Source organism: Stenotrophomonas sp. STEN029 (assembly GCF_056760015.1).
The window spans coordinates 1-19,416 of sequence record NZ_JBRREC010000039.1 but is presented as its reverse complement, the minus strand read 5'-3'; the positions used below and the strand labels follow the sequence as shown (position 1 = coordinate 19,416).

Annotated in this window: 12 protein-coding genes; 5 read left to right on the top strand and 7 right to left on the bottom strand. The window is 64.3% G+C overall.

Annotated elements, in window-relative coordinates:
- Position 1 precedes the first annotated feature (1 nt).
- The 3 genes from ACVOLI_RS10400 to ACVOLI_RS10390 are packed head-to-tail and all read right to left on the bottom strand — an operon-like array spanning position 2 to position 2,421.
- Positions 2 to 538, bottom strand: a complete 537-nt coding sequence (locus ACVOLI_RS10400) for a TRAP transporter small permease (protein ID WP_481534557.1) — start codon at positions 536 to 538, stop codon at positions 2 to 4.
- Between the two features lie 13 nt (positions 539 to 551).
- Positions 552 to 1,556: a TRAP transporter substrate-binding protein gene (locus tag ACVOLI_RS10395; RefSeq protein ID WP_481534556.1), complete on the bottom strand. Its 1,005-nt coding sequence runs from the start codon at positions 1,554 to 1,556 to the stop codon at positions 552 to 554.
- A 37-nt stretch (positions 1,557 to 1,593) separates the two neighbouring features.
- Positions 1,594 to 2,421 (bottom strand): 2-keto-4-pentenoate hydratase, encoded by an 828-nt coding sequence (locus ACVOLI_RS10390; RefSeq protein ID WP_296247406.1) that lies wholly within the window; start codon positions 2,419 to 2,421, stop codon positions 1,594 to 1,596.
- A 140-nt stretch (positions 2,422 to 2,561) separates the two neighbouring features.
- Here ACVOLI_RS10390 and ACVOLI_RS10385 point away from each other — a divergent pair, with 140 nt between their 5' ends.
- The 3 genes from ACVOLI_RS10385 to ACVOLI_RS10375 all read left to right on the top strand — a co-directional run bounded on the left by ACVOLI_RS10385 (position 2,562) and on the right by ACVOLI_RS10375 (position 5,965).
- Complete coding sequence (locus ACVOLI_RS10385) at positions 2,562 to 3,560, top strand: alpha/beta hydrolase (RefSeq protein ID WP_481534555.1); 999 nt, start codon at positions 2,562 to 2,564, stop codon at positions 3,558 to 3,560.
- Between the two features lie 153 nt (positions 3,561 to 3,713).
- Positions 3,714 to 5,318, top strand: coding sequence for a carboxylesterase/lipase family protein (locus tag ACVOLI_RS10380; RefSeq protein WP_481534554.1), 1,605 nt, complete (start codon positions 3,714 to 3,716; stop codon positions 5,316 to 5,318).
- 56 nt (positions 5,319 to 5,374) lie between these two features.
- Positions 5,375 to 5,965 (top strand): cysteine dioxygenase family protein, encoded by a 591-nt coding sequence (locus ACVOLI_RS10375; protein ID WP_481534553.1) that lies wholly within the window; start codon positions 5,375 to 5,377, stop codon positions 5,963 to 5,965.
- A gap of 125 nt (positions 5,966 to 6,090) precedes the next feature.
- Here the strand turns inward: ACVOLI_RS10375 and ACVOLI_RS10370 are convergent, their stop codons facing one another.
- From ACVOLI_RS10370 to ACVOLI_RS10355, 4 genes are all read right to left on the bottom strand, one after another.
- Positions 6,091 to 9,879: a LamG-like jellyroll fold domain-containing protein gene (locus tag ACVOLI_RS10370; RefSeq protein ID WP_481534552.1), complete on the bottom strand. Its 3,789-nt coding sequence runs from the start codon at positions 9,877 to 9,879 to the stop codon at positions 6,091 to 6,093.
- Positions 9,880 to 10,047: 168 nt separating this feature from the next.
- Positions 10,048 to 11,121, bottom strand: a complete 1,074-nt coding sequence (pelA, locus tag ACVOLI_RS10365; RefSeq protein ID WP_481534551.1) for a pectate lyase — start codon at positions 11,119 to 11,121, stop codon at positions 10,048 to 10,050.
- A gap of 78 nt (positions 11,122 to 11,199) precedes the next feature.
- A complete protein-coding gene (locus ACVOLI_RS10360; RefSeq protein WP_481534550.1) occupies positions 11,200 to 14,370 on the bottom strand; it encodes a TonB-dependent receptor in 3,171 nt (1,056 codons plus the stop codon).
- Between the two features lie 208 nt (positions 14,371 to 14,578).
- Complete coding sequence (locus tag ACVOLI_RS10355; protein WP_481534549.1) at positions 14,579 to 17,389, bottom strand: TonB-dependent receptor; 2,811 nt, start codon at positions 17,387 to 17,389, stop codon at positions 14,579 to 14,581.
- Positions 17,390 to 17,662: 273 nt separating this feature from the next.
- Between ACVOLI_RS10355 and ACVOLI_RS10350 the strand changes: the two genes are divergently transcribed.
- Together ACVOLI_RS10350 and eda are read left to right on the top strand one after the other, a co-directional pair.
- Positions 17,663 to 18,685, top strand: a complete 1,023-nt coding sequence (locus tag ACVOLI_RS10350) for a sugar kinase (RefSeq protein WP_313172852.1) — start codon at positions 17,663 to 17,665, stop codon at positions 18,683 to 18,685.
- Entirely contained in the window at positions 18,672 to 19,310 is a 639-nt protein-coding gene (eda, locus tag ACVOLI_RS10345) for a bifunctional 4-hydroxy-2-oxoglutarate aldolase/2-dehydro-3-deoxy-phosphogluconate aldolase (RefSeq protein ID WP_481534548.1), read from the top strand. The genes ACVOLI_RS10350 and eda overlap by 14 nt, the downstream gene beginning before the upstream one ends.
- Positions 19,311 to 19,416 lie beyond the last annotated feature (106 nt).

Sequence of the window (19,416 nt, the reverse complement as noted above, 5' to 3'; positions counted from 1 at the left end):
CTCAGCGGTCCCCTTCGGCAGCGTTGGCAGCGGTGCCGGCGCCAACGCGCAGCGACAACAGCAGGCGATTGAGTGCGAACAGCGCCATCAGCGCACCACCGATGCTCAGCGGCAGGTAGTTCACGCTCTGCGGCAGGTTGGCGCCGGCGGCCTTGATGTGCAGGCCGTCCAGCCACAACACCCAGCCCCACCAGGCCAGGAAACCACCGATGGTGCCGACGATCAGCGGCACCAGCGCATCGATGACGCGCTTGACCAGCGGGTGCATGTGCTCGGCCAGCAGGAAGAAGCCGAAATGGCGGTTGGTATACACACCGGCCGCTGCGCCCATGCTCATCGTCGTGCTCAACAGCAACAGCGTGACCGGCTCGGTCCAGCTCGGCGAATCATTGATGACGTAGCGGGCGAAGACCTGCCAGCCCTGCACCACCACCAACCCGAGCAGGGCGGCGACGGCGATGTAGATGACCACGTCGGCGAGTTTCTCCAGCACGCGCTGGAGTCCTGCCGGGGCCGCTTGTACGTTGGAATCAGACATCGGTACGGCCCCCTCAGGCGAAGTCGCGGATGCGACGGTGCAACGCGGCGATGTCCGCCTGCTGCAGGTAGTCACGCAACAGCGGCTCGGCGGCGGCGCGGAACGCCGGCATGTCGACCGCGTTGGACTTCACACCGGATGCCAATACCGCCTCGCGGGCCTTGTCTTCGGACGCATCCCAGGCAGTGCGCATCACCTGCACCGATTGCCGCGCCAGGTCGATCACCAGGCGACGATCGGACGGGGTCAGCGCATCCAGGCTGCGGCGCGACATCAGCAGGATGTCCGGTGCGTACGAGTGCTGGCTTTCCGACCAGTAATGCGCAGCCTCGAAATGACGGCTGGAATGGAAGCTGCGCATGTTGTTCTCGGCGCCGTCGATCATGTGCGTCTCCATGCCGGAGAACGTGTCGCCCAGCGACATCGGCGTCGGGTTGGCACCGAACAGACGCATCAGCTGCAGGAAGATGTCCGAGCTGGCCACGCGCAGCTTCAAGCCGTGCAGGTCCTTGGGGATGATGATCGGGTGCTTGGTGTTGTAGAAACTGCGCGCACCGGAGTCGTAGACCGCCAGGCCGACCAGTTCGCGGCTTTCAAAGCCCTGAAGCACCGCATCGGCGATGCCACCATCGAGCGCGCGGCGCATATGTTCGACCGAGTCGAAGACATACGGCAGGCACAGCGCGCGGGTCAGCGGGAACGCATTGTTGAGCGCGCCGGAATAGACGCGGGTGATATCGATGGCACCGAAGCGGGCCATGTCGATCGCCTCGGACTCACGGCCGAGCTGGCCGGAATGGAACTGGTTCAAACCCAGGCGGCCGCCGGTTTCGCGCAGCAGCTGTTCGCCGATCCACTTCACCGCGGTGACGGTCGGATAGTCCGCCACGTGCACATCGGTGGCGGTCAGCAGCTGGCTACCGCCGGCCGCACCTTTGCTGCCGCCAGAGCAGGCGGCGAGTACCGGCATGGCCAATGCCCCCATGCCGGTTTTGAGAAAGCCTCTTCGAGTAACCATAGCGCCCTCCAACGCGTTGCTACCGTGGCGGCCGGGATTACCCGGCTGGCACGGCCTTGCAGGAAATGTCGCCGTAACCGGCGAAGCGAATCAATGCCTGTTGGCCCACGGCGATGTCGTGGATGCCGGTGGCATTGCCGGTAGCGATCAGTTCGCCCTTCTTCAGCGGCCGGCCACGCTTGGCCGAACGCGACAGTGCGAAGGCATAGGCCGCGCGCAGGCCGCCGGGCAGGGTGGTGGCGCCACCGGTGCCGACCACGACGCCGTCGATCTCGGTCTGCGCACGCAGCTCCGGTTCGTCGCAGCGGATCCAGTTCGGCACCTCGCCGCCCAGCACCAGGCCGTTGTTGTTGCCGAAGTCAGACACCACCACACGCGGACCCAGCACATTGATGGTCTTCAACGGGCTGCTGGCCACTTCCACGCCGATATAGAGCTTGGCCGGCAGCGCTTCGGCTTCTTCCGGGGTCCAGTCGAGCTTGTCGGCCGGGGCATCGGCGAGCAGTTCCAGCACGTATTCGGCTTCCACCGCGGCAAAGCCGCCAGCGGCTTCAAATACGGGGATCTCCACGATGCTACCGGTAGCATTCCAGAGATTACGTTTGAAAATCGGGCCGAGCAGGCGATCGTCGCCAGAGCTGTCGCGGCGCTCGGCGGCGATGTAGCCGACCTTCCAGCCGACCACGCTGTCATCCCAGCGGCCGATCGCCAGGTCCTGCACCTGATAGGCGGTGACCAGATCGTCCGGGATGGTCCCGGGGAAATCCGGAAGCGAACGGCCATCGCGGCGTGCTTCCACAAAGGTGCGGGCAATCTCGTCCAGCGCGGCTGGCGCCTGCGGCTGGCTGCCTTGGTCGTTGCTCAAGTGCGTCTCCTGGTGACTTTGCTGCACTGCCCATCGACAGTGCTGTGACTGGCTGTATAAGGTAAACCGGTGTCATCTGACAATGTGCACTGCACCAGAAGCTGTACCACGCCCTCGGCCCAGACCTGACCGCTACGCCCATGATTCGACTAAAACCCTTGTTGCAGCTGGCTTTCGCCGCTTTTGTCGGGCTGCTTCCGGCAACCGTATCGGCCGCCACCGATGGTGAACCCGCAGCGGGGTCGGCCGACCGTATCGCGCTGTGGCCGCAGGGTATGGCACCGGGGGACAAGCCGCTGGCGCAAGCGCAGCGCATCGTCGAACGCAGCAGCGACCCGGCGTTGCCGGACCGCTATATCGACCATGTCAGCGCTCCCTATCTGGTGGCGTATCGCCCGGCCAAGCCCAATGGCAGCGCCTTGCTGGTAATCCCCGGCGGCGGCTACCAACGCGTCGTGCTGGACAAGGAAGGCACGGCGCTGGTGCCGGCCCTGGTGGAGCAGGGCGGAGTGACCCTGTTCGTGTTGCGCTACCGGCTGCCCGGCGAAGGCCGTGCCGACCGCGAAGCGGCGCTGGCCGATGCGCAGCGTGCACTGCGGCTGATCCGCCACCACGCCAAGGACTGGGGCCTGGACCCGCAGCGTATCGGCACGATGGGTTTCTCGGCCGGCGGCCACCTGGCCGCGCGGTTGGGCAACGGCTTTGACCGCAACGTCTATCCGCACAGCGACGCAATCGACGCGGAAAGCGCACGCCCCGACTTCCAGCTGCTGATGTACCCGGTCATCACGATGCGCGGCGACGACGTGCATGCAGGCTCACGCGACCGCCTGCTCGGCAGCGCGCCCAGCGACGAACTGCTGCAACATTACTCGATGCAGCTGCAGGTCCGCGCCGATACACCGCCAAGCTTCCTGCTGCATGCTGCCGATGACGACGTGGTGCCGGTAGGCAACAGCCTGCTTTTCTACAACAGCCTGCGCAGTGCAAACGTCAGCAGCGAAATGCACCTGTTCCCACACGGCGGCCACGGTTTCGGTACACGCGGCACAGTGGGCCTGACAACAGCGGCATGGCCACAACTGGCCCTGAGCTGGATGGCATCGCAACAACCAAACCAACCGAAGCCCAGCCTTTGAAGCCCCTCTCCCTGCGGGGTGAGTGCGGTCGCCTGCGAACCACCGGTTCGCGACCTCACGAACGCCCTCGCGCCAGCGCGAGGGCCGGGGCGCGAAGCGGGGGTTGAACCCACGGCGAAGCGCGCCCAATCTCCGCAACCCCAGGACACCACCATGCCGCAAACCCCAATCAACCCCGCCCGCCGCAGCTTCCTCCAGCAATCCACCCTGCTGGCCGCAGCAACCAGCCTTGCCACCCTCAGCAACTCCAGCTGGGCCAACACCCCAGCCAGCCCGATCGCCCGCATCCGCAGCGGCCGCCTGGCCGGCCAGACCGAGAACGGCACGCACGTATTCCGCGGCATCCCCTACGGCGCTGACACCGCACCTCGCCGCTTTCGGTCCGCCCTGCAGGAACACCCCTGGCACGGCATACGCGATGCGCTCGACTACGCAGCCGCGGCCCCACAAACCGGCAGCGAAGGCCCGGGCAGCGAGGACTGCCTCTACCTCAACGTGTGGACGCCAGCACTGCGCGACGGCGGCAAGCGGCCGATCCTGTTCTATATCCACGGCGGCGCCTACAACAACGGCTCCGGCAGCGACCCGCTATACGACGGCGGCAACCTGAGCCGACGCGGTGACGTGGTGGTGGTGACGGTCAACCACCGCCTCAATCTGTTCGGCTATCTGTACCTGGCCCAGCTCGGCGATGAGACCTTCGCCGATTCCGGCAATGTCGGCCAGCTTGATCTGATCCAGGCACTGCAGTGGGTGCGTCAGCACGCCGCCGAGTTTGGCGGCGATGCCGACAACGTCACCGTGTTCGGCCAGTCCGGCGGCGGCGCCAAGATCGCCACGCTGATGGCGATGCCGGCGGCCAAGGGCCTGTTCCACCGCGCCTGGACGATGAGCGGCCAGCAGGCCACCGCCGCCGGCCCCCGCGCGGCCACGCAGCGCGCACAGCTGGTGCTCGATCACCTCAAGGCCGATCCCGAGGCATTGCGGCGCATGCCGATGCAGCAGCTGCTGGAAGCAGTGAAAGTGCGCGATCCCTCGCGTGTGGAGAACAGCAGCCTCTACGTCGGTCCGGTGCTGGACGCACGCAACCTGCCGGTACACCCGTTCTGGCCGCAGGCGCCGCAGCAGTCGGCGACCATCCCGATGGTGATTGGCAACACCCACGACGAAACCCGTGCCTTCCTCGGCAACGATCCGAAGAATTTCGAACTGAGCTGGGAGGATTTGCCGGCCAAGCTCGAAGCCCAGCAATACGTGGACTTGCTGCCGTCGGTGGTGATCGCCGAATACCGTCGCCTGTATCCGCAGTACACGCCGTCGGACGTGTTCTTCGCCGCCACCACCGCCGGCCGCTCCTGGCGCGGTGCGGTGGAAGAACTGGAAGCGCGCGCGCGCCAGGGCGCACCGACCTGGGCGTATCAGCTGGACGGTTACGACCGCGATGGCGACGCCGCCAGGCTGCGCGCCTTCCATACGCTGGACATCCCGCTGGTGTTCCACAACAACCGCCAGCCCGGCTCCCGCACCGGCAGCGGTGCGGCGATGCAGCAGCTCGCCGACACGATGAGTGATGCCTTGCTGGCCTTCGCACGGCACGGCGATCCGAACCACGCCGGCCTGCCGCACTGGCAGCAATACGGTCTGGAACGCCGACAAACCATGCTGTTCGACACACAAAGCCGGCAAATGGACGACCCGCGCGGTGGCGAACGCCGGCTTTATCAGCAGGCGCCCTTCATCCAGCGCGGCACCTTCTGAGCTGGTTGGCAGATAGTTTCAACGGAATCTTTACCTGCCTTGCCTAGACTGCGGTGATGACATTGCAATCGCCGCATCCCGAATTCGCTGGTCGCCAGCGCCTGCTGGACGGTATCGACGCCGCCTTGCAGGCCAGCGATACCCACAGCACGGTCGCCCAGGTGCAGGCTGTGCTGGAACGCGCCATCCGCGATCCGCAGATCGTGCTGCCGGCCTGCGTACACGCACCGGTGCATGACCACTACGCGCGCCGCGAGATCTACCGCAGCCCGGAACATGGCTACAGCATCATTGCCATGACCTGGGGGCCGGGGCAGGGCACGCCGCTGCACGACCACGATGGCCTGTGGTGTGTGGAGGGCGTATGGCAGGGCAGCTTGGAGATCACCCCGTACCGGATGCTGGAACGTGATGGCGAGCGTTACCGGTTTGCACCACGCGATTGCCTGCTGGGCTGCAAAGGCAGCGCCGGCAACCTGATTCCGCCGGATGAATTCCATACGCTGCGCAACAGCGACGCCGAACGGATTGCGATCTCGGTGCACGTCTACCAACGCGTGATGGAGCGCAGCCACGTATTCCAGCCGATCGATGATGCGCCACGCTGGTATGCGCGTGAGTGCAGAGAGCTGGGGCTGGATGCGTGAGCCGGCGGCTTTTGTAGGAGCGGCGTAAGCCGCGAAGCCGGCAATCCAACCAACACCGTAGTGCCGTGCCATGCTCGGCACTACAGTCAGCAAAGTCCCTCCCTTCGGGAGAGGGACTTGAACAATCACTGCAGCGGCAGCCGGTTATTGAGCTTGGTCACCTCAGCCCCATCCCCTTCCAGGCCAACCCGCACGCTCGCGCCCTCGCGCTTGAACCCGGCCGGCATCTGCAGCTCCACCGTCGTCGTCCGCGGCGACAGATCCGACGGCGCTTCCAATGCAGGCACCGCAACCCGAGCGACCTCACGACCGCGCACATCTTCCAGCACCGCATAACCAGCGCCAGTCCCGACATGCCCCAGGCTGTGCACGGTCAGCAGCACGCGCTCACCGTCGATCTTCAGATCACCACGGCCAATGCCCAGATCCGCGCGCGTCTCCACCGGCGTACCCGGCGTCACCAGCTCGAACTCGAATACCTGGTTCTGCTTCGGTGCAAACCGCAGCGGCGTACCGACGCTCTTCTCCAGCAATACCTCACGAACATCGGCCTTGCCGTCGATCACATCGTCACCATCGCGATCCACACCGCTACGTACACGCCAGGTACCGGCGGCGACATTCCAACCGGTCATGGTCGCGTCGAGCGGCGTATTGCCAAGGTTGTAGGCAATCACCTTGAAGCGCTCACGTGACGGCGCATGCACCAGCAAGGCGACCTGCTCGGCACCCTCAGGCTGGGCGAACTGCCAGCTCACCGTATGCCCCGGCCAGCTCTGGTTGCGCTTCAGGCCGATACCGCCAAGGCGCAGGCGCTGCAGGAACTCGCTCGGGGCTTCGACGCGATCGCTCCACCAGTGGCCCTCGGTGTTCATGTACTCGCGCTGCGCCTTGGCCTGAATGCCGTCGGCGTGCAGCGCTTCCAGGTACTTCTTGTCACCGGTCAACTGCCAGGCGCTGATCGCGGCGAAGCCGCTGCCGCCCTTGTCGGCATCGGCCACCAACTGCTTGCCCCAATCCTGCTGCCTGCCCAGCACATCGACGTAGTTCTCGCCGAGGTTGGACAGCACGCCCGGCCCGCCACGCACCACGCGGTAGTCCAGCGCCTGCAGGTACTTGGCATCGCCGGTCCAGCGCCATGCAGCCCAGAAGGTGTGCATCAGATCGCCGCTGCCTGAGCCCTGGTTCAACTCACCGCCGCGGGTCTTGCCCGTGGCCCAGTTGATCTCGTTGGGCAGGGTGAAGCGGCCCTTGTCGTCTTGGTAGGCGTGGGCCAGATAGCCGTCAGCCAGGCCGGTAACCAGCTTGCGACCGGTGGAATCGGCGTTGTACTCACCCATCAGGAAGGCTGGGTGCAAAGCAGGGAACGAGTAGGGCTTCTGCCACTGCCAGTTCGGCTCGCGATAAACCTTGTTGCCGCCAAACCAGTTGCTGGAGAACAGCAGGTTGCCCTGCGGGTTGCGCAGGATGATGCGTTCGTCGAAGGCCTTCACCGTCTCCATCAGGCGCTCGACGGTGAGCGGATCGCCCCAGTTGAGGTAGAGCATCGCGCTGTTGGCGTTGATGCCTTCCTCGTAGGCGTGCAGCTCATCGGTCTCGATGGTGCTCAGGCCATTGGAGAACATGCCGTTGCGGTAAACCGCGTCGGAGAGTGCCGTCAGCGAGCGGTTCAGGCGCTCGGGCTCCACGCCCATCAGTGCCAGTCCCGGCCACTGTTGGGTCAGGTCGCTGTCATCGGAAATACCACCGCCGAAATCGCCGTAAGCGACCTGCCGGTTCTCGATCCACCAGTCGACAAAGCGACGCACGTACTTCAGGTCTTCAACCTGGCGGAACGCCCACAACGGTACGCCCTTCGGCGCCTGCGGTTGCTCGAACGGTGGCTTGCCCTGGCTGTTGTAGCTGATGTAATTCCAATACAGGCGGCCGAGTTCATGGTCCGGATCAACCCGCAGCAGATCACTCAGATCAGCGTAGACGCGCGAATACAGTCGCTGGCGCTTGGAGGTGGTGTGCTCCTCGACCAGGAAGCCCCAGTTGTCGCGCACCTGGTTGAAGCGGTCGGCGACGTGCTGCTTGATCGCCTCCTTGCGTTCCTTGAACACCAGTCGCACTTCGGCGCCGTCCAGCGATGCGGCATTGAAGCCGGGCGCGGCCGAGGCCACCGAGATCCACAGGCTGTCAGCGGTGAGGATGCGGTCGCGCAGGTCCAGCCACAGCGTACGTGCTTCATCCGGCTTCACCGACACCGAGACATCGATCATGTCGCGCGCCGGCCAGATCGGGTCCTTGATGCGGATGTTCAGCGGGATCAGACCGTCATGCGTCGCCGGCAGGTCCAGTGCGGGGAGATCGATCGCCACACCATCCAGGCCGTCGTACATGTTCTCCCAGCTGTGCGCCCAGCTGCGGATCAGTGGCTGTGCGGCCGGTGCGTCGCCAACGCCGGATGGAATCAGCACGTGCACGATCGGCATCGGCTTGGCCGGCAAGCTGTCGGCAGCGCGCTTGCGCGAGCCTGCGCCCTTGGGCAGCGCCATCACCGTGCTGCGCTCATCCGGCGCGAAGCGGCCGTCGATGTAGTCACGCAGGCTGGCGATATTGGTGTAATCCGGCAATACGCTGCTGTCGATCTGGTAGCGCTGCTTGACCGTGCCTTCCGGCTCGGCCGCGTCGCTGACCTGGTAGCCCCAGATCTCCTGGATCGGCGTTTCCTGCGCGGTGTTGTGGAAATGCAGCGTGCCACCGACCTGGTCGGCGAAGCTGTCCACGCTGCGCACCACGCCCTGCGGACGCTTGAACAGGGTGCCGGCCGAGCCCTTCAACTCACCGTAGGCGGCGCCGCGGATCTCGATGCGATTGATGTGCTCGCCTTCGGGAACTGTCAGGTCGAGTTGCTGACCACCTTCAACATAGGTATTCCAGTCCGGCAGCTGGAAGTAATCATTGCGGCCGGGCAGGCGCGAGCGGTTATAGACGCCGGGCCAGGTGGTTTCGGCAATACCGTCAGTGCCTTTCCACATCCATTGCAGCTTGTCCTTTACATCGGCGAACTCGACCTTGCGAATGCTTGTGGTCGATGCGCTCAGTGCCGGCGGTGCGGCACCTTCCCAGCCATAGCGGTGCCACCAGGCGCGCTGCGAGGCGCTGCCGCCCTCGGCGCTGCGTGGCTCGGCATTGCGCGCAAGCGCGGCCACACCGGCGCCATCGAGCATGCGGTCGTAGACGCGGATCTCGTCGAAGTCGCTGCCACGCAGGAAGTTGTAGCGGCTCTGCACCTGGTAGGGCGCCATCACCCGGCCGGCAAGACCGAGCTGGTCCAGCGCTGCGTCATAGTCACCGGTGGTTGCCGCCTGCGCGACTTCACGGCCATCGACGAACAGCTTGACGCCCTTGTCCTCGTCCCAGGCAAAGGCGATGTGCTGCCATTGCTCGGGCGAAGGGTTCTTGTCGAGTTTGAACGAGACGCGGGTGCGGGCCAGGTTGGCATCGGTGACAAAAGCATCGAAGCCGTGCCCGTTCCAGTCGACGCGCAGCCACGCCATGTCCCAGCTGCTGTGGTCGGCGTAGCCGACGCGGAAGATCACGAACGGGGCTTCGCCCACCGCATAACGCGAACGCCAGAAGAAGGACAGGGTGCCGCGCTCGGCCTGGATGTTGCCGGGCGCGTTCCACGACAGCACGCCGTCATCCTGCCATTGGATCGCACGACCATGCGCGCCATCGTCGACAAGGCTGACCTTGTCCTGGAAGTTCGGCGTGGCATCACCGCGTGCGCTGTCTGCGACGAAGCCCTTGTCCGCCGAGACGCGGAACAGCAGCTCCGGCGACTGCGCGGCCGCGCTCAGCGGTGCCAACAGCAGGCCCAGCACGCAGGCGAGATGGGTGGGACGCAACACGGTTTTCTGGTTCATTGTCTAACTCGTTCCAAATCGGTTGACTGCCTTGCTTAAGCCCCTCTCCCTCCGGGAGAGGGGTTGGGGAGAGGGTCGAGCACATCCGCAATGCAGGATTGCGTGGGCTTCGCCCTCACCCTCATCCGGCCCTTCGGGCCACCTTCTCCCGGAGGGAGAAGGGAACAGCTAGCCCCTCTCCGTCCGGGAGAGGGGTTGCTCTCGCCCATGCCGCTGCGCCCACTTCGGCCACTCCCGCACCAGCAACTGCTCCGGCCACACGCCATACCAGGCATAACCTACCCGGCGTTCGTTCGGAATATCCGCGAAGCGCGCTACACGCTCACCCTCGCGATTGACGAACATCGGCCGCCCCTGGTCCAGATCGTAGAAGCGTGCCCACAGCCGTGCGCCTGCCAAAGGTTCTATAAGCACGTCCTTGCCACTGGGCTGTTCCGGTGTCTCAACTTTGCGCATGGCCAAGCCCGGCAAGGCATTGGCCTGCAGCCACTGCAGACCTGCTTCAATGGCCTCGATGGTCTGCGGGCTCGGCTCGGGCTGCCGCATCAACAGCCGCAGCACGCCTACCGACTCGGATACGGCAAGCGATGGCAGTTCGTAGGAACGCGCCTTGGCCGGTTGCAGGCTGACCTCGTCGTATTGCGCGGCCCAGATGGACAGTCGGCCATCCATTCGCACCTGCGTGGCCAGCACATTCTGCAGGCCGCGCTGCAAGGCGGCGTTGGCCTTGCCTGCATAATCCGGCGGCAGGCCCGCAACCGCGGGCGCACCTTCGGCGATGTCCTGCAGCAGGTCCAGCACGCGGGTCATCGCGTCGTCGTTGAAGGTGATCTGATGCCGGTACAGCGAACGCTCGGGGTAGTACTGCGGCCAGCCGCCATTGGCGTACTGCGCGGCCAGCAGATAGTCCACGCCGCGCCGTGCAGCGCCCAGATATGCGCCGTTGCCGGTGTCTTTCCAGGCCTGCAGCAGGTGGCGGATCTCGCGCGTGGTCGACTTGTTGTCGATGTTGGCGTCATCCAACCGATCCGGGGCCTGCAACGCTGCGCGCTCGTCGGCGCTGAACACCCGCAGGTAGTCCACAGCCTTGCCCTGGTACTGCTTGGACCAACCGCCGGAAGCGGTCTGCAGCAGCAGCATATTCTCGGCTTCGGGCTCGGTGCGCGGCGCGGCTGCCTGCACCGCCGCGGAGCTCCAGCCCGCGCTGATCAACAGCGCGGTCGATAACCACAAACGCCTCATCGCATCCTCCTGCATGCACCGGGACGCCAGCGTGCTGGCATCCCGGTGTTACTGCATTGGCTTTGCGCGCACGCCATCTCAGAACTTGTAGCGCGCGCCGACGTAGTACTGGCGACCGGTCACGGTGTAGCGGTCGGCCATCTGCCGTGCAGAGTCCACGTAGCGCTGGTCCGGCGTATCAAGCAGGTTGATCGCCTCGAAGGTCAGCGACAGCTTCTTGTTGACCTTGTACGACATGTTGAAGTCGACGTTGCGCACGCTGTTCTTGCCGGTTACATCCGGCGTTGCGAACTGGTTGCCGTCCAGGTCCCAGACGCTTTCCTGGCTGAGGATCTCGCCGATGTAGCCGTCGCGGTAGCTGGTGGAAACACGGGCGCTGAACTTGCCATCGTCATAGTACAAAGTGGCGTTGTACGAATTCGGCGACAGGTTGACCAGGTCGTTGTCGGTGAAGGTGGTGGTGATGCTGGTATTGCTGTTGCCGGCCGAGCTGAACATGTATTTGATGCTCGACTCGACATGCGTGTAGTTGAGCTGGATACCGAACTTGCTCCAGATGCCGGGCAGGAAGGTAAACGGCTGCTGGTAGCTCAACTCGTAACCCTTCAGCGGGCCGCCCGGGGTGTTGTAGTAGCTCTGCACGTTGAACACGGTGTCGGCGGTGAAGCCAGCCGGCAGCAGGTCCAGCGAGTAGCCCATGTCACCCCAGGTGGTCAGCAGGCGGGTGCGCTGCACGTAGCTGTCTATGTCCTTGTAGAACAATGCAGCAGACAGCAGCCCGCCATCACCGAAGTACCACTCCGCGCTCAGGTCGTAGTTGGTCGAGCGGAACGGATCGAGCTTGGGATTGCCAAGGTTGATCGCGAACACGCGTCCATCATCGAAGTACCCGGTAGGGCCGCCGCTGACGCTGGGTGACAGGTAGGCAAGGGTCGGTCGCGCCATGGTCTTGGCTGCGCCGAAACGCAGCACCACGTTCTCGGCCACATCCCAGGCCAGGTTCAGCGACGGCAGCACGTCCTGGTAGCTGTGGTTGACCACAGAGCGCACCAGCGAGCGTTCACCAGCTGCAGCCGTCGCGCTGGCCACGCCGAAGAACGATTCACAGTTGGCCGAGTTGTTGCCCGATGTGGCTGCGTTGCACGGTGCCCAGCCCGAAGAGCTGATCTGGGTATTGACCACGCGCACGCCGATATTTCCGCGGAAGGCGCGGTCCCACAGTTCGGTGTTGAAGTCCAACTGCAGGTAGCCGCCGAGGCTGCGCTCGTTGACCTCGAAGTTGTTGTTGGAAGCGCCGAAGTGGCCGACGCCGGCCAGACGGTAATCACCGCCCTGCACGCCGGTGTCGCAATTGCAGTTGATGTTGAGCAGCTCGGCAATCTTGCCGAAATCCGGGATCAGCCAACCGTTCGGCACATTGCCGGACAGGTTCTTGCCGAAGCCGGTCAGCGTGGTGCTCAGGTCACCGACCGTAACGCCCGCCGGCAGGGCCTGGGCCAGGCGGCCGTAGCTGATGTGGCGGTACTCCTCCGACTCCATGTCGTAGTCCTTGTAGGCAAGGCCGGTACGCAGGGTGAAGGTTGGATTGATGTTGAACTGCAGGTCGACCTTGGCAGTGTCGAAGGCGTTGTTGACGTAACTCGGGTTCAAGCGCACTTCGCTGATGTTGCTGCCGCGCGCGGTGCCGTTGCTGTTGACCGGCACCGCACCGTAACCCAGCCACGACCATGCCGCCGGGTCGTTCAAGGCGAAGGGCAGGGTCATGTTGGGCATGTCGCCGCCGTTGCGCATGTCCATCACGAAGCCATCGACATTGCTGTTGTCGAAGCTCACCAGCGAGAACACCGGGCGCTCATAGTCCGAGCTGGAGTGGCCAAGCACGGCCTCCATCTTCACCGCGTCGTTGAAGTGATGTTCCAGGTTCAGGCTGTACTGCTGGAAGGTGGTCGATTCCTCGATCAGGCTGGACTCGGTGCGGAAATCAACATTGTCGAACACGCCGTAGATCAGCCGGTTCTGCGCGTCGACCTCGGCCTCGCGCACCACGATCTGGGTCTTGCCGCCGAGGTTGGCGGCGCGGTGCAGGTTGGCGCCAATGGAGTCTTCGCGCTGGTCCTTGTCCAGCTTCGAGTACATCGCATCGAAGCTGAGCAGGGTGTCATCGGAAACACGGAACTGGAACGCGCCAGTTACACCCAGCCGCTCGATCTCATGCGCGGTGCGGATGTAACGCGGGTAGCGCGGGATCCAGGCATTGGTCGCGGTCTCGTAGGCGGCGATGTTCTCCGGCGTATTGGCCGGGCGCGGCAGCCCGGTGCCGCAATGGGTGGCGCTGATGCCATAGCTGCCCCAGCCATTGTTGCGGTCCTGGTTGGCCTGGCTGCCGCTGCCCGCCGGGGTTTCATTCGAGGCTGGATTACGCGGCGTCTGCGGGTTGTAGCCCACCGGCGAACAGAAGCCATAGGTGCCGTTGTTGGCGGCGGTGGACTGGTTGGAGTTGCGGTGGTTGCCGTGCTCCCAGCGCACCGGGTTGTAACCTTCCTCGTAGACGTTGCGCTTGCTGTACGAGCCCGACAGCAAGGCACCAAAGCGGCCATCGGCCCAGGTGTTGCTGATCAGTCCGGAGAAGCGCGGGTCGTACTTCTCCGACAGCTCGCCGTAACCGGCCTGTGCCGAGGCCGATGCCTGGAAGCCGGCGAAATCGAACGGCCGCGAGCCACGCAGGTCCACTGTCGAACCCAGTGAGCCTTCATCCATCTGCGCCGACTGGGTCTTGTTGACCTTGACCTGGCTGAAGAGTTCGGAGGCGAAGGTATTGAAGTCGAAGCCGCGGCTGCGGTTGACGCCGCTGCTGCCGTTGCCGGCGGTGGCCAATGCTTCCAGGCCGTTGAGGCGGACGCGGGTGAAGTCCGCGCCCAGACCACGGATCGAGATGCGCTGGCCTTCGCCGCCTTCGCGATCAATCGATACGCCGGCGATGCGCTGCAGCGACTCGGCAAGATTCTGGTCGGGGAATTTGCCAATGTCCTCGGCGAAGATCGCATCCACCTGTTCGGTGGTGTAACGCTTTTCGTCCAGCGATTTCTGCAGGCTCTGGCGGTAGCCAGTGACGTTCACTGCATCCAGCTGGGTGGCCTCGGCGGCCGCAGGTGCGGACTGCGCGAAGGCGAGGGGAGCGGTCAATACCGAAGCAATGGCGGTTGCCAATAAGGTAACCGGTGTCTTTCCAAAACGGCGCTTACGATCCATGCGGTTGGCTCCTTCCCCGGGCGGGGAATCAAGCGGACTGGGAAGGGTGTGGGGTTGTCCCTGGCGAGTACTTCAAGGTGCTGTCGGGCCATTGCGGCCGCGCGTGGACAGCCGTCAGGCCATGGCATGACCATGGCCTGCGGTGGATGAAAGGGCAGGGCCGGAGCTACGGAGAGAGTGCGCTCCAGTCCCTGCCAAACGGCAGCTATCAGAACTTGTAGCGCAGGCCCAGGGTGAACTGGCGGCCGGTCTCGCTGTATTCCAGCGGCAGCGATACCGACGGGTTGGACACCCACGACTCCTGTGCTTCGTTGGTCAGGTTGGCGCCTTCCAGGCTGATTTCCAGCTTGTCGCTGATGCGGTAGTGGATCGACGCATCGATGAAGGTGGTGCCGCTCTGGCCGTGCACGCCGAGGCCTGCGCTGTCGAAGCCCTTCTCGGTGCCCGGCACCTGGATCAGGTAGTCATCGCGGTTGGTCGCCGAAACACGGCCTGACCAACGCTCACCTTCGTAGAACAAGGTCGTATTCCAGGAGTTGCGCGACAGCCCGGTCAGATCGGTCTTCTGCGCAAGCGCGCCGCTGCTGGTGATGTACTGCACCTTCGATTCCACATAGGTGTAATTGAACTGCGCACCGAGGTTGGACCATTTGCCCGGCAGGAAAGTGAAGGGCTGCGTGTAGTTGAACTCGACACCGGTCAGGTCACCGCCCGGCGTATTGACCGGCAGCGAGAACACGAAGGTGTCATCCGGGCTGGCAGTCGTACCTGCCAGCAAGCTGGCCGGCAGGCCGCTTTCCGAATAGACACGGCTCTCGCGGGTGTTCTGGATGAAGCTGCCGATATCCTTGTAGAACAGGCCGACACCGAGCATGGCACCTTCGTTGAAGTACCACTCGAAGCCCAGATCCACGGTCTTGGCGCGGATCGGTTCCAGGTCGGGGTTGCCCGCGCTCACCGTCTTGGCACTACCGCTGACGCTGACGGTGACGCCCGGGGTCAGGCTGCCAAGACCCGGACGTGACATCACCTTGGCCGCACCCAAGCGGATCAGGAAGTCCGGGGTGATTTCCGCAACCAGATTCAGCGACGGCAGGAAGTCGTTGTACTCACGCATTGCGGTCGCCACGACCGGCGTGCCGGAACCGGTGGCGATGCCGTGCGAGGTCTGCTTGGTCTTGACGTAGCGTGCACCGATGTTGCCCGACACCGGAATCGAGCCCAGTTCGGTGGAGAAGCGACCCATCAACCAGCCACTGCGGTCCTGCTCCTCCACACCACGGATGCTGGGTGCGTAGTCGGCAACGGCAAAGGTGCCCTGATTGCTGAAGATGCCGAACTGGTCGGCAATCGCGCCGAAGTTCGGAACCACCCACTTGCCGGGCGAGCCCGACATACCACCGAGACTGGCGATCTCCGTCATGTCAGCAGGTACCAGCTTGTTGCCGGTGCTGAAATTGGGGACTTCGGTTTCAGTCGCTTTGCGGCGACGTTCCATCGAGTCGAAGCTGTAGTTCTTGGCCTGGATGCCGCCGTCCAGGGTGAAGGACGGGCCCATCACCCAAGAGAACTCCAACTGGCCATTGTGGAACTCGTTGGTCACGTAGTTCTGACGCAGGCGAATGGTGGACAGCGTCCAGCCGTTGGGGTCGGTCGGGCTTACGCCGTAATTGAACACCGGCTTGTTGGCATTGCCGCGGTAATCGTAGCTGTAACCATCCACATCCAGCTTGTCCATCATGATGGTCGCCTGGATCGGGTTTTCATGCTTGGACTTGGACGTGCCGATCTTGCCGGTGATGGTGAAGTTGTCGGTCAGTCGGTGCTCACCATCGAGGCTGAGCTGGTAGAAATCGGTGGTCCATTCGTCGTGGCGGTTTTCCGCACGGATGTCCACGTTGTCCATCTTTGCGTAGACCAGCGCGCCGTTCTCGATCACGCCATCGGTGACCACGGTCTGCGCCTTGCCAGCCGTACCGGTCTTGCTCAGGCCATTGGCTTCGATGTACTTCTCATCACGCTTGGCGTCGATCTTGGAGTACAGCATGTCCAGGTTGAAGCTGGTGCGGTCGCTGGGCTTGAACTGCAGCGCGCCGGTAACACCCAGACGCTTCTGGTCATGCTCGATCAGCGTGTAGCGCGGGAAGCGCGGCGTGTAGACCTTGTCGCTGCAGACGCCGGGGAAGGGCGCGGTGCCAGTGGAGCAACCGGCGAAGCCGACACCGTTCGGATTGGCGGTGTTGGTGGGGGTGTTGGCAAGCGCATTGGCCCAACGCACGGTGCCACTGCCTTCTTCGACGGTTTCGCGTTCGGAGTAGGCCACCGAGAACAACGCACCGAACTTGCCATCGGCCCAGCTGTTGGCGATCAAACCGGCAAAACGCGGCATCGCCGACTGCGAAGCATCGTTGTAGGACGCCTGCACGTTGCTGACGATGGTCAGCCCGTCATAGTCGAACGGACGGCCGGTGCGCAGGTCGACGGTGGCACCCAGCGAGCCTTCATCCACATCCGCCGAGGCGGTCTTGCGCGCGATCAACTGGGTGAAAAGGTCCGCCGCGAATACGTTGAAATCGAAGCCACGGCCGCGGTTGGTACCACCCTGGCCGTCGGTGCTGCCAACCGTGCTCAGTGCTTCCAGGCCGTTGATACGTACGCGGGTGAAGTCCGGGCCCAGACCACGGACCGAGATGTTGCGGCCTTCGCCACCATCACGGGTGATCACCACACCCGGAATACGCTGCAGCGACTCGGCCAGGTTGCTGTCGGGGAACTTGCCGATGTCCTCGGCGACGATGGCATCGACCACGCCGGCTTCGCCGCGCTTGATGTCCAGCGCCTTCTCCACGCTGGCGCGGTAACCGGTGACGGTCACTGCATCCAGTTCGGTGGCAGCGGTGCCGCCGGTGGCCGGCGCGGACGCATCCTGGGCCATGGCAACGCCTGCCTGCAGGGCCAAACTGATCCCCAACGCGAGCAAGGTAACCGGTGTCTTTTTCTGCGAGTTACGTGGATTCATGTGCTTCCCCTCTCCAAGGTTTGCATGCGATGCAGTGGCTCCGGCTTGTGCTTTGCGCCGGATGACACCGCTGGTCAAAACGGAAAGTAGCAGCTGCGTGAAGAGGGAGCATCTTGCACTGCAACAGGGATGAAACAGGACGGAAACCATTGTCTGAAGGACATTGGAGGACGGTAACACGGGCAACCGAGGGGACAGTGGCGACCGAATGACACCGATAGTCAATCATCCGTGCCATGATGCGCGCCGATCGACGAGGAGACAGGAATGGCGATGATTTCCCCCCGTGTTGTCTGTTTTGGTGAGCTGCTCCTGCGCCTGGGCGCGCCTGGCAACCAGCTGTTGTTGCAGTCGCCCACGCTGGACGTGCATGCCGGCGGTGCCGAAGCCAATGTCGGCGTGTCGCTGGCACACTTTGGCCACGACGTGGCGATGATCAGCGTGGTTGCCGACAACCCGCTGGGTGCGGCGGTAGCTGGCGAACTGCGCCGTCACGGCGTGGACACCTCGCGCGTGCGCCGCAGCGATGGCCGCATGGGCCTGTACTTTCTGACCACCGGTGCCGGCCACCGGCCCAGCGAAGTGGTCTATGACCGCGCCGACTCCGCCTTTGCCAGCGCCCGCGCCGACAGCTACGACTGGCCGGCGCTGCTGCAGGGCGCGCAGTGGCTGCACCTGTCCGGGGTCAGCCCTGCCTTGGGCATGGAAGCCGCACAGGCCACCCTGGCCGCGGCCCGCGCCGCCAACGAGCGCGGCATCAAGGTTTCCTTCGACGGCAACTTCCGCCCCAAGCTGTGGGAGCGTTGGGGCGGCGACGCCAAGGCGATCCTGCGTGACCTGTTCGACTGCGCACACATCGTGTTTGCCGACTACCGCGACATCGGCGTGGTGCTGGGCGGCGAGTTCAACCAGGCCGAGCCGCAGGCGCGCGTGGACGCTGCCGCGGCGATGGCATTCGCCGCCTTCCCGCGCCTGCAATACATGGCCTGCACGCAGCGCACCGCGCACAGCGTCGGCCACCATTCGTTGGGCGCGATGCTGCTCGGCCGTGATGGCACCCGTGCATTGGCGCCAGCCGAAGAGCTGACCGATATCGTCGATCGCATTGGCGGTGGTGATGCCTTCGCAGCCGGCGTGCTGCACGGCCTGATCGAAGGCATGGATGCGGAAACCACGATCCGCTTCGGCCTGGCCGCAGGCTGCCTGAAGCATTCCATTCCCGGTGATTTCAACCCCGTCGGCGTGGCCGACGTCATGGCCCTGATGGGCGAAGGAAAGTTCGATGTCCGGCGCTGATCCGCGCGTACGCGCTGTGCTCAAACTGGCACCGGTGATTCCGGTGTTCACTCCCGACAACGTCGACGATGCTGTACAGGTGGCACAGGCCTTGTTCAACGGCGGCTTGCCGGTGATCGAAGTCACCTTGCGCACCGCAAACGCGATGGATGCGATCAAGGCCATGGTCGAGGCCGTACCGGATGCCGTGGTCGGCGCAGGTACCGTGCTGACCCCGGCACAGATGGAGAAAGTGAAGTCCGTCGGCGGCCGCTTCGCGGTCTCGCCGGGCGCCACCGACACCTTGTACGCCGCAGCACGCGATACCGACCTGCCGTTCCTGCCTGGCGTTGCCACCTCCTCGGAACTGATGCACGGGCTGGAGCAGGGCCTGGATACGTTCAAGTTCTTCCCGGCCGTACAGGCCGGTGGCGTGGGCATGCTGTCGGCCTGGAATGGCCCGTTCGGTGACGTGCGCTTCTGCCCGACCGGCGGCATCAGTGCGCAGACCGCATCGCAGTTCCTGCACCTGCCGAATGTGCTGTGCGTGGGCGGCTCGTGGTTGACCACGCGTGAGCTGTTGCAGGCACGTGATTGGGCGGGGATCGAGGCATTGGCGCGGGCTGCGGCGGTGTTGCCGGGTTGATGCTGGGATTGGGGATTGGGGATTGGGCTTTGGAGAAGCAGGAGCTGGAGCAACGGCACCCCTCCCCAGCCCTCCCCTGCGCTTTGCGCAAGGGAGGGGGCTAAGC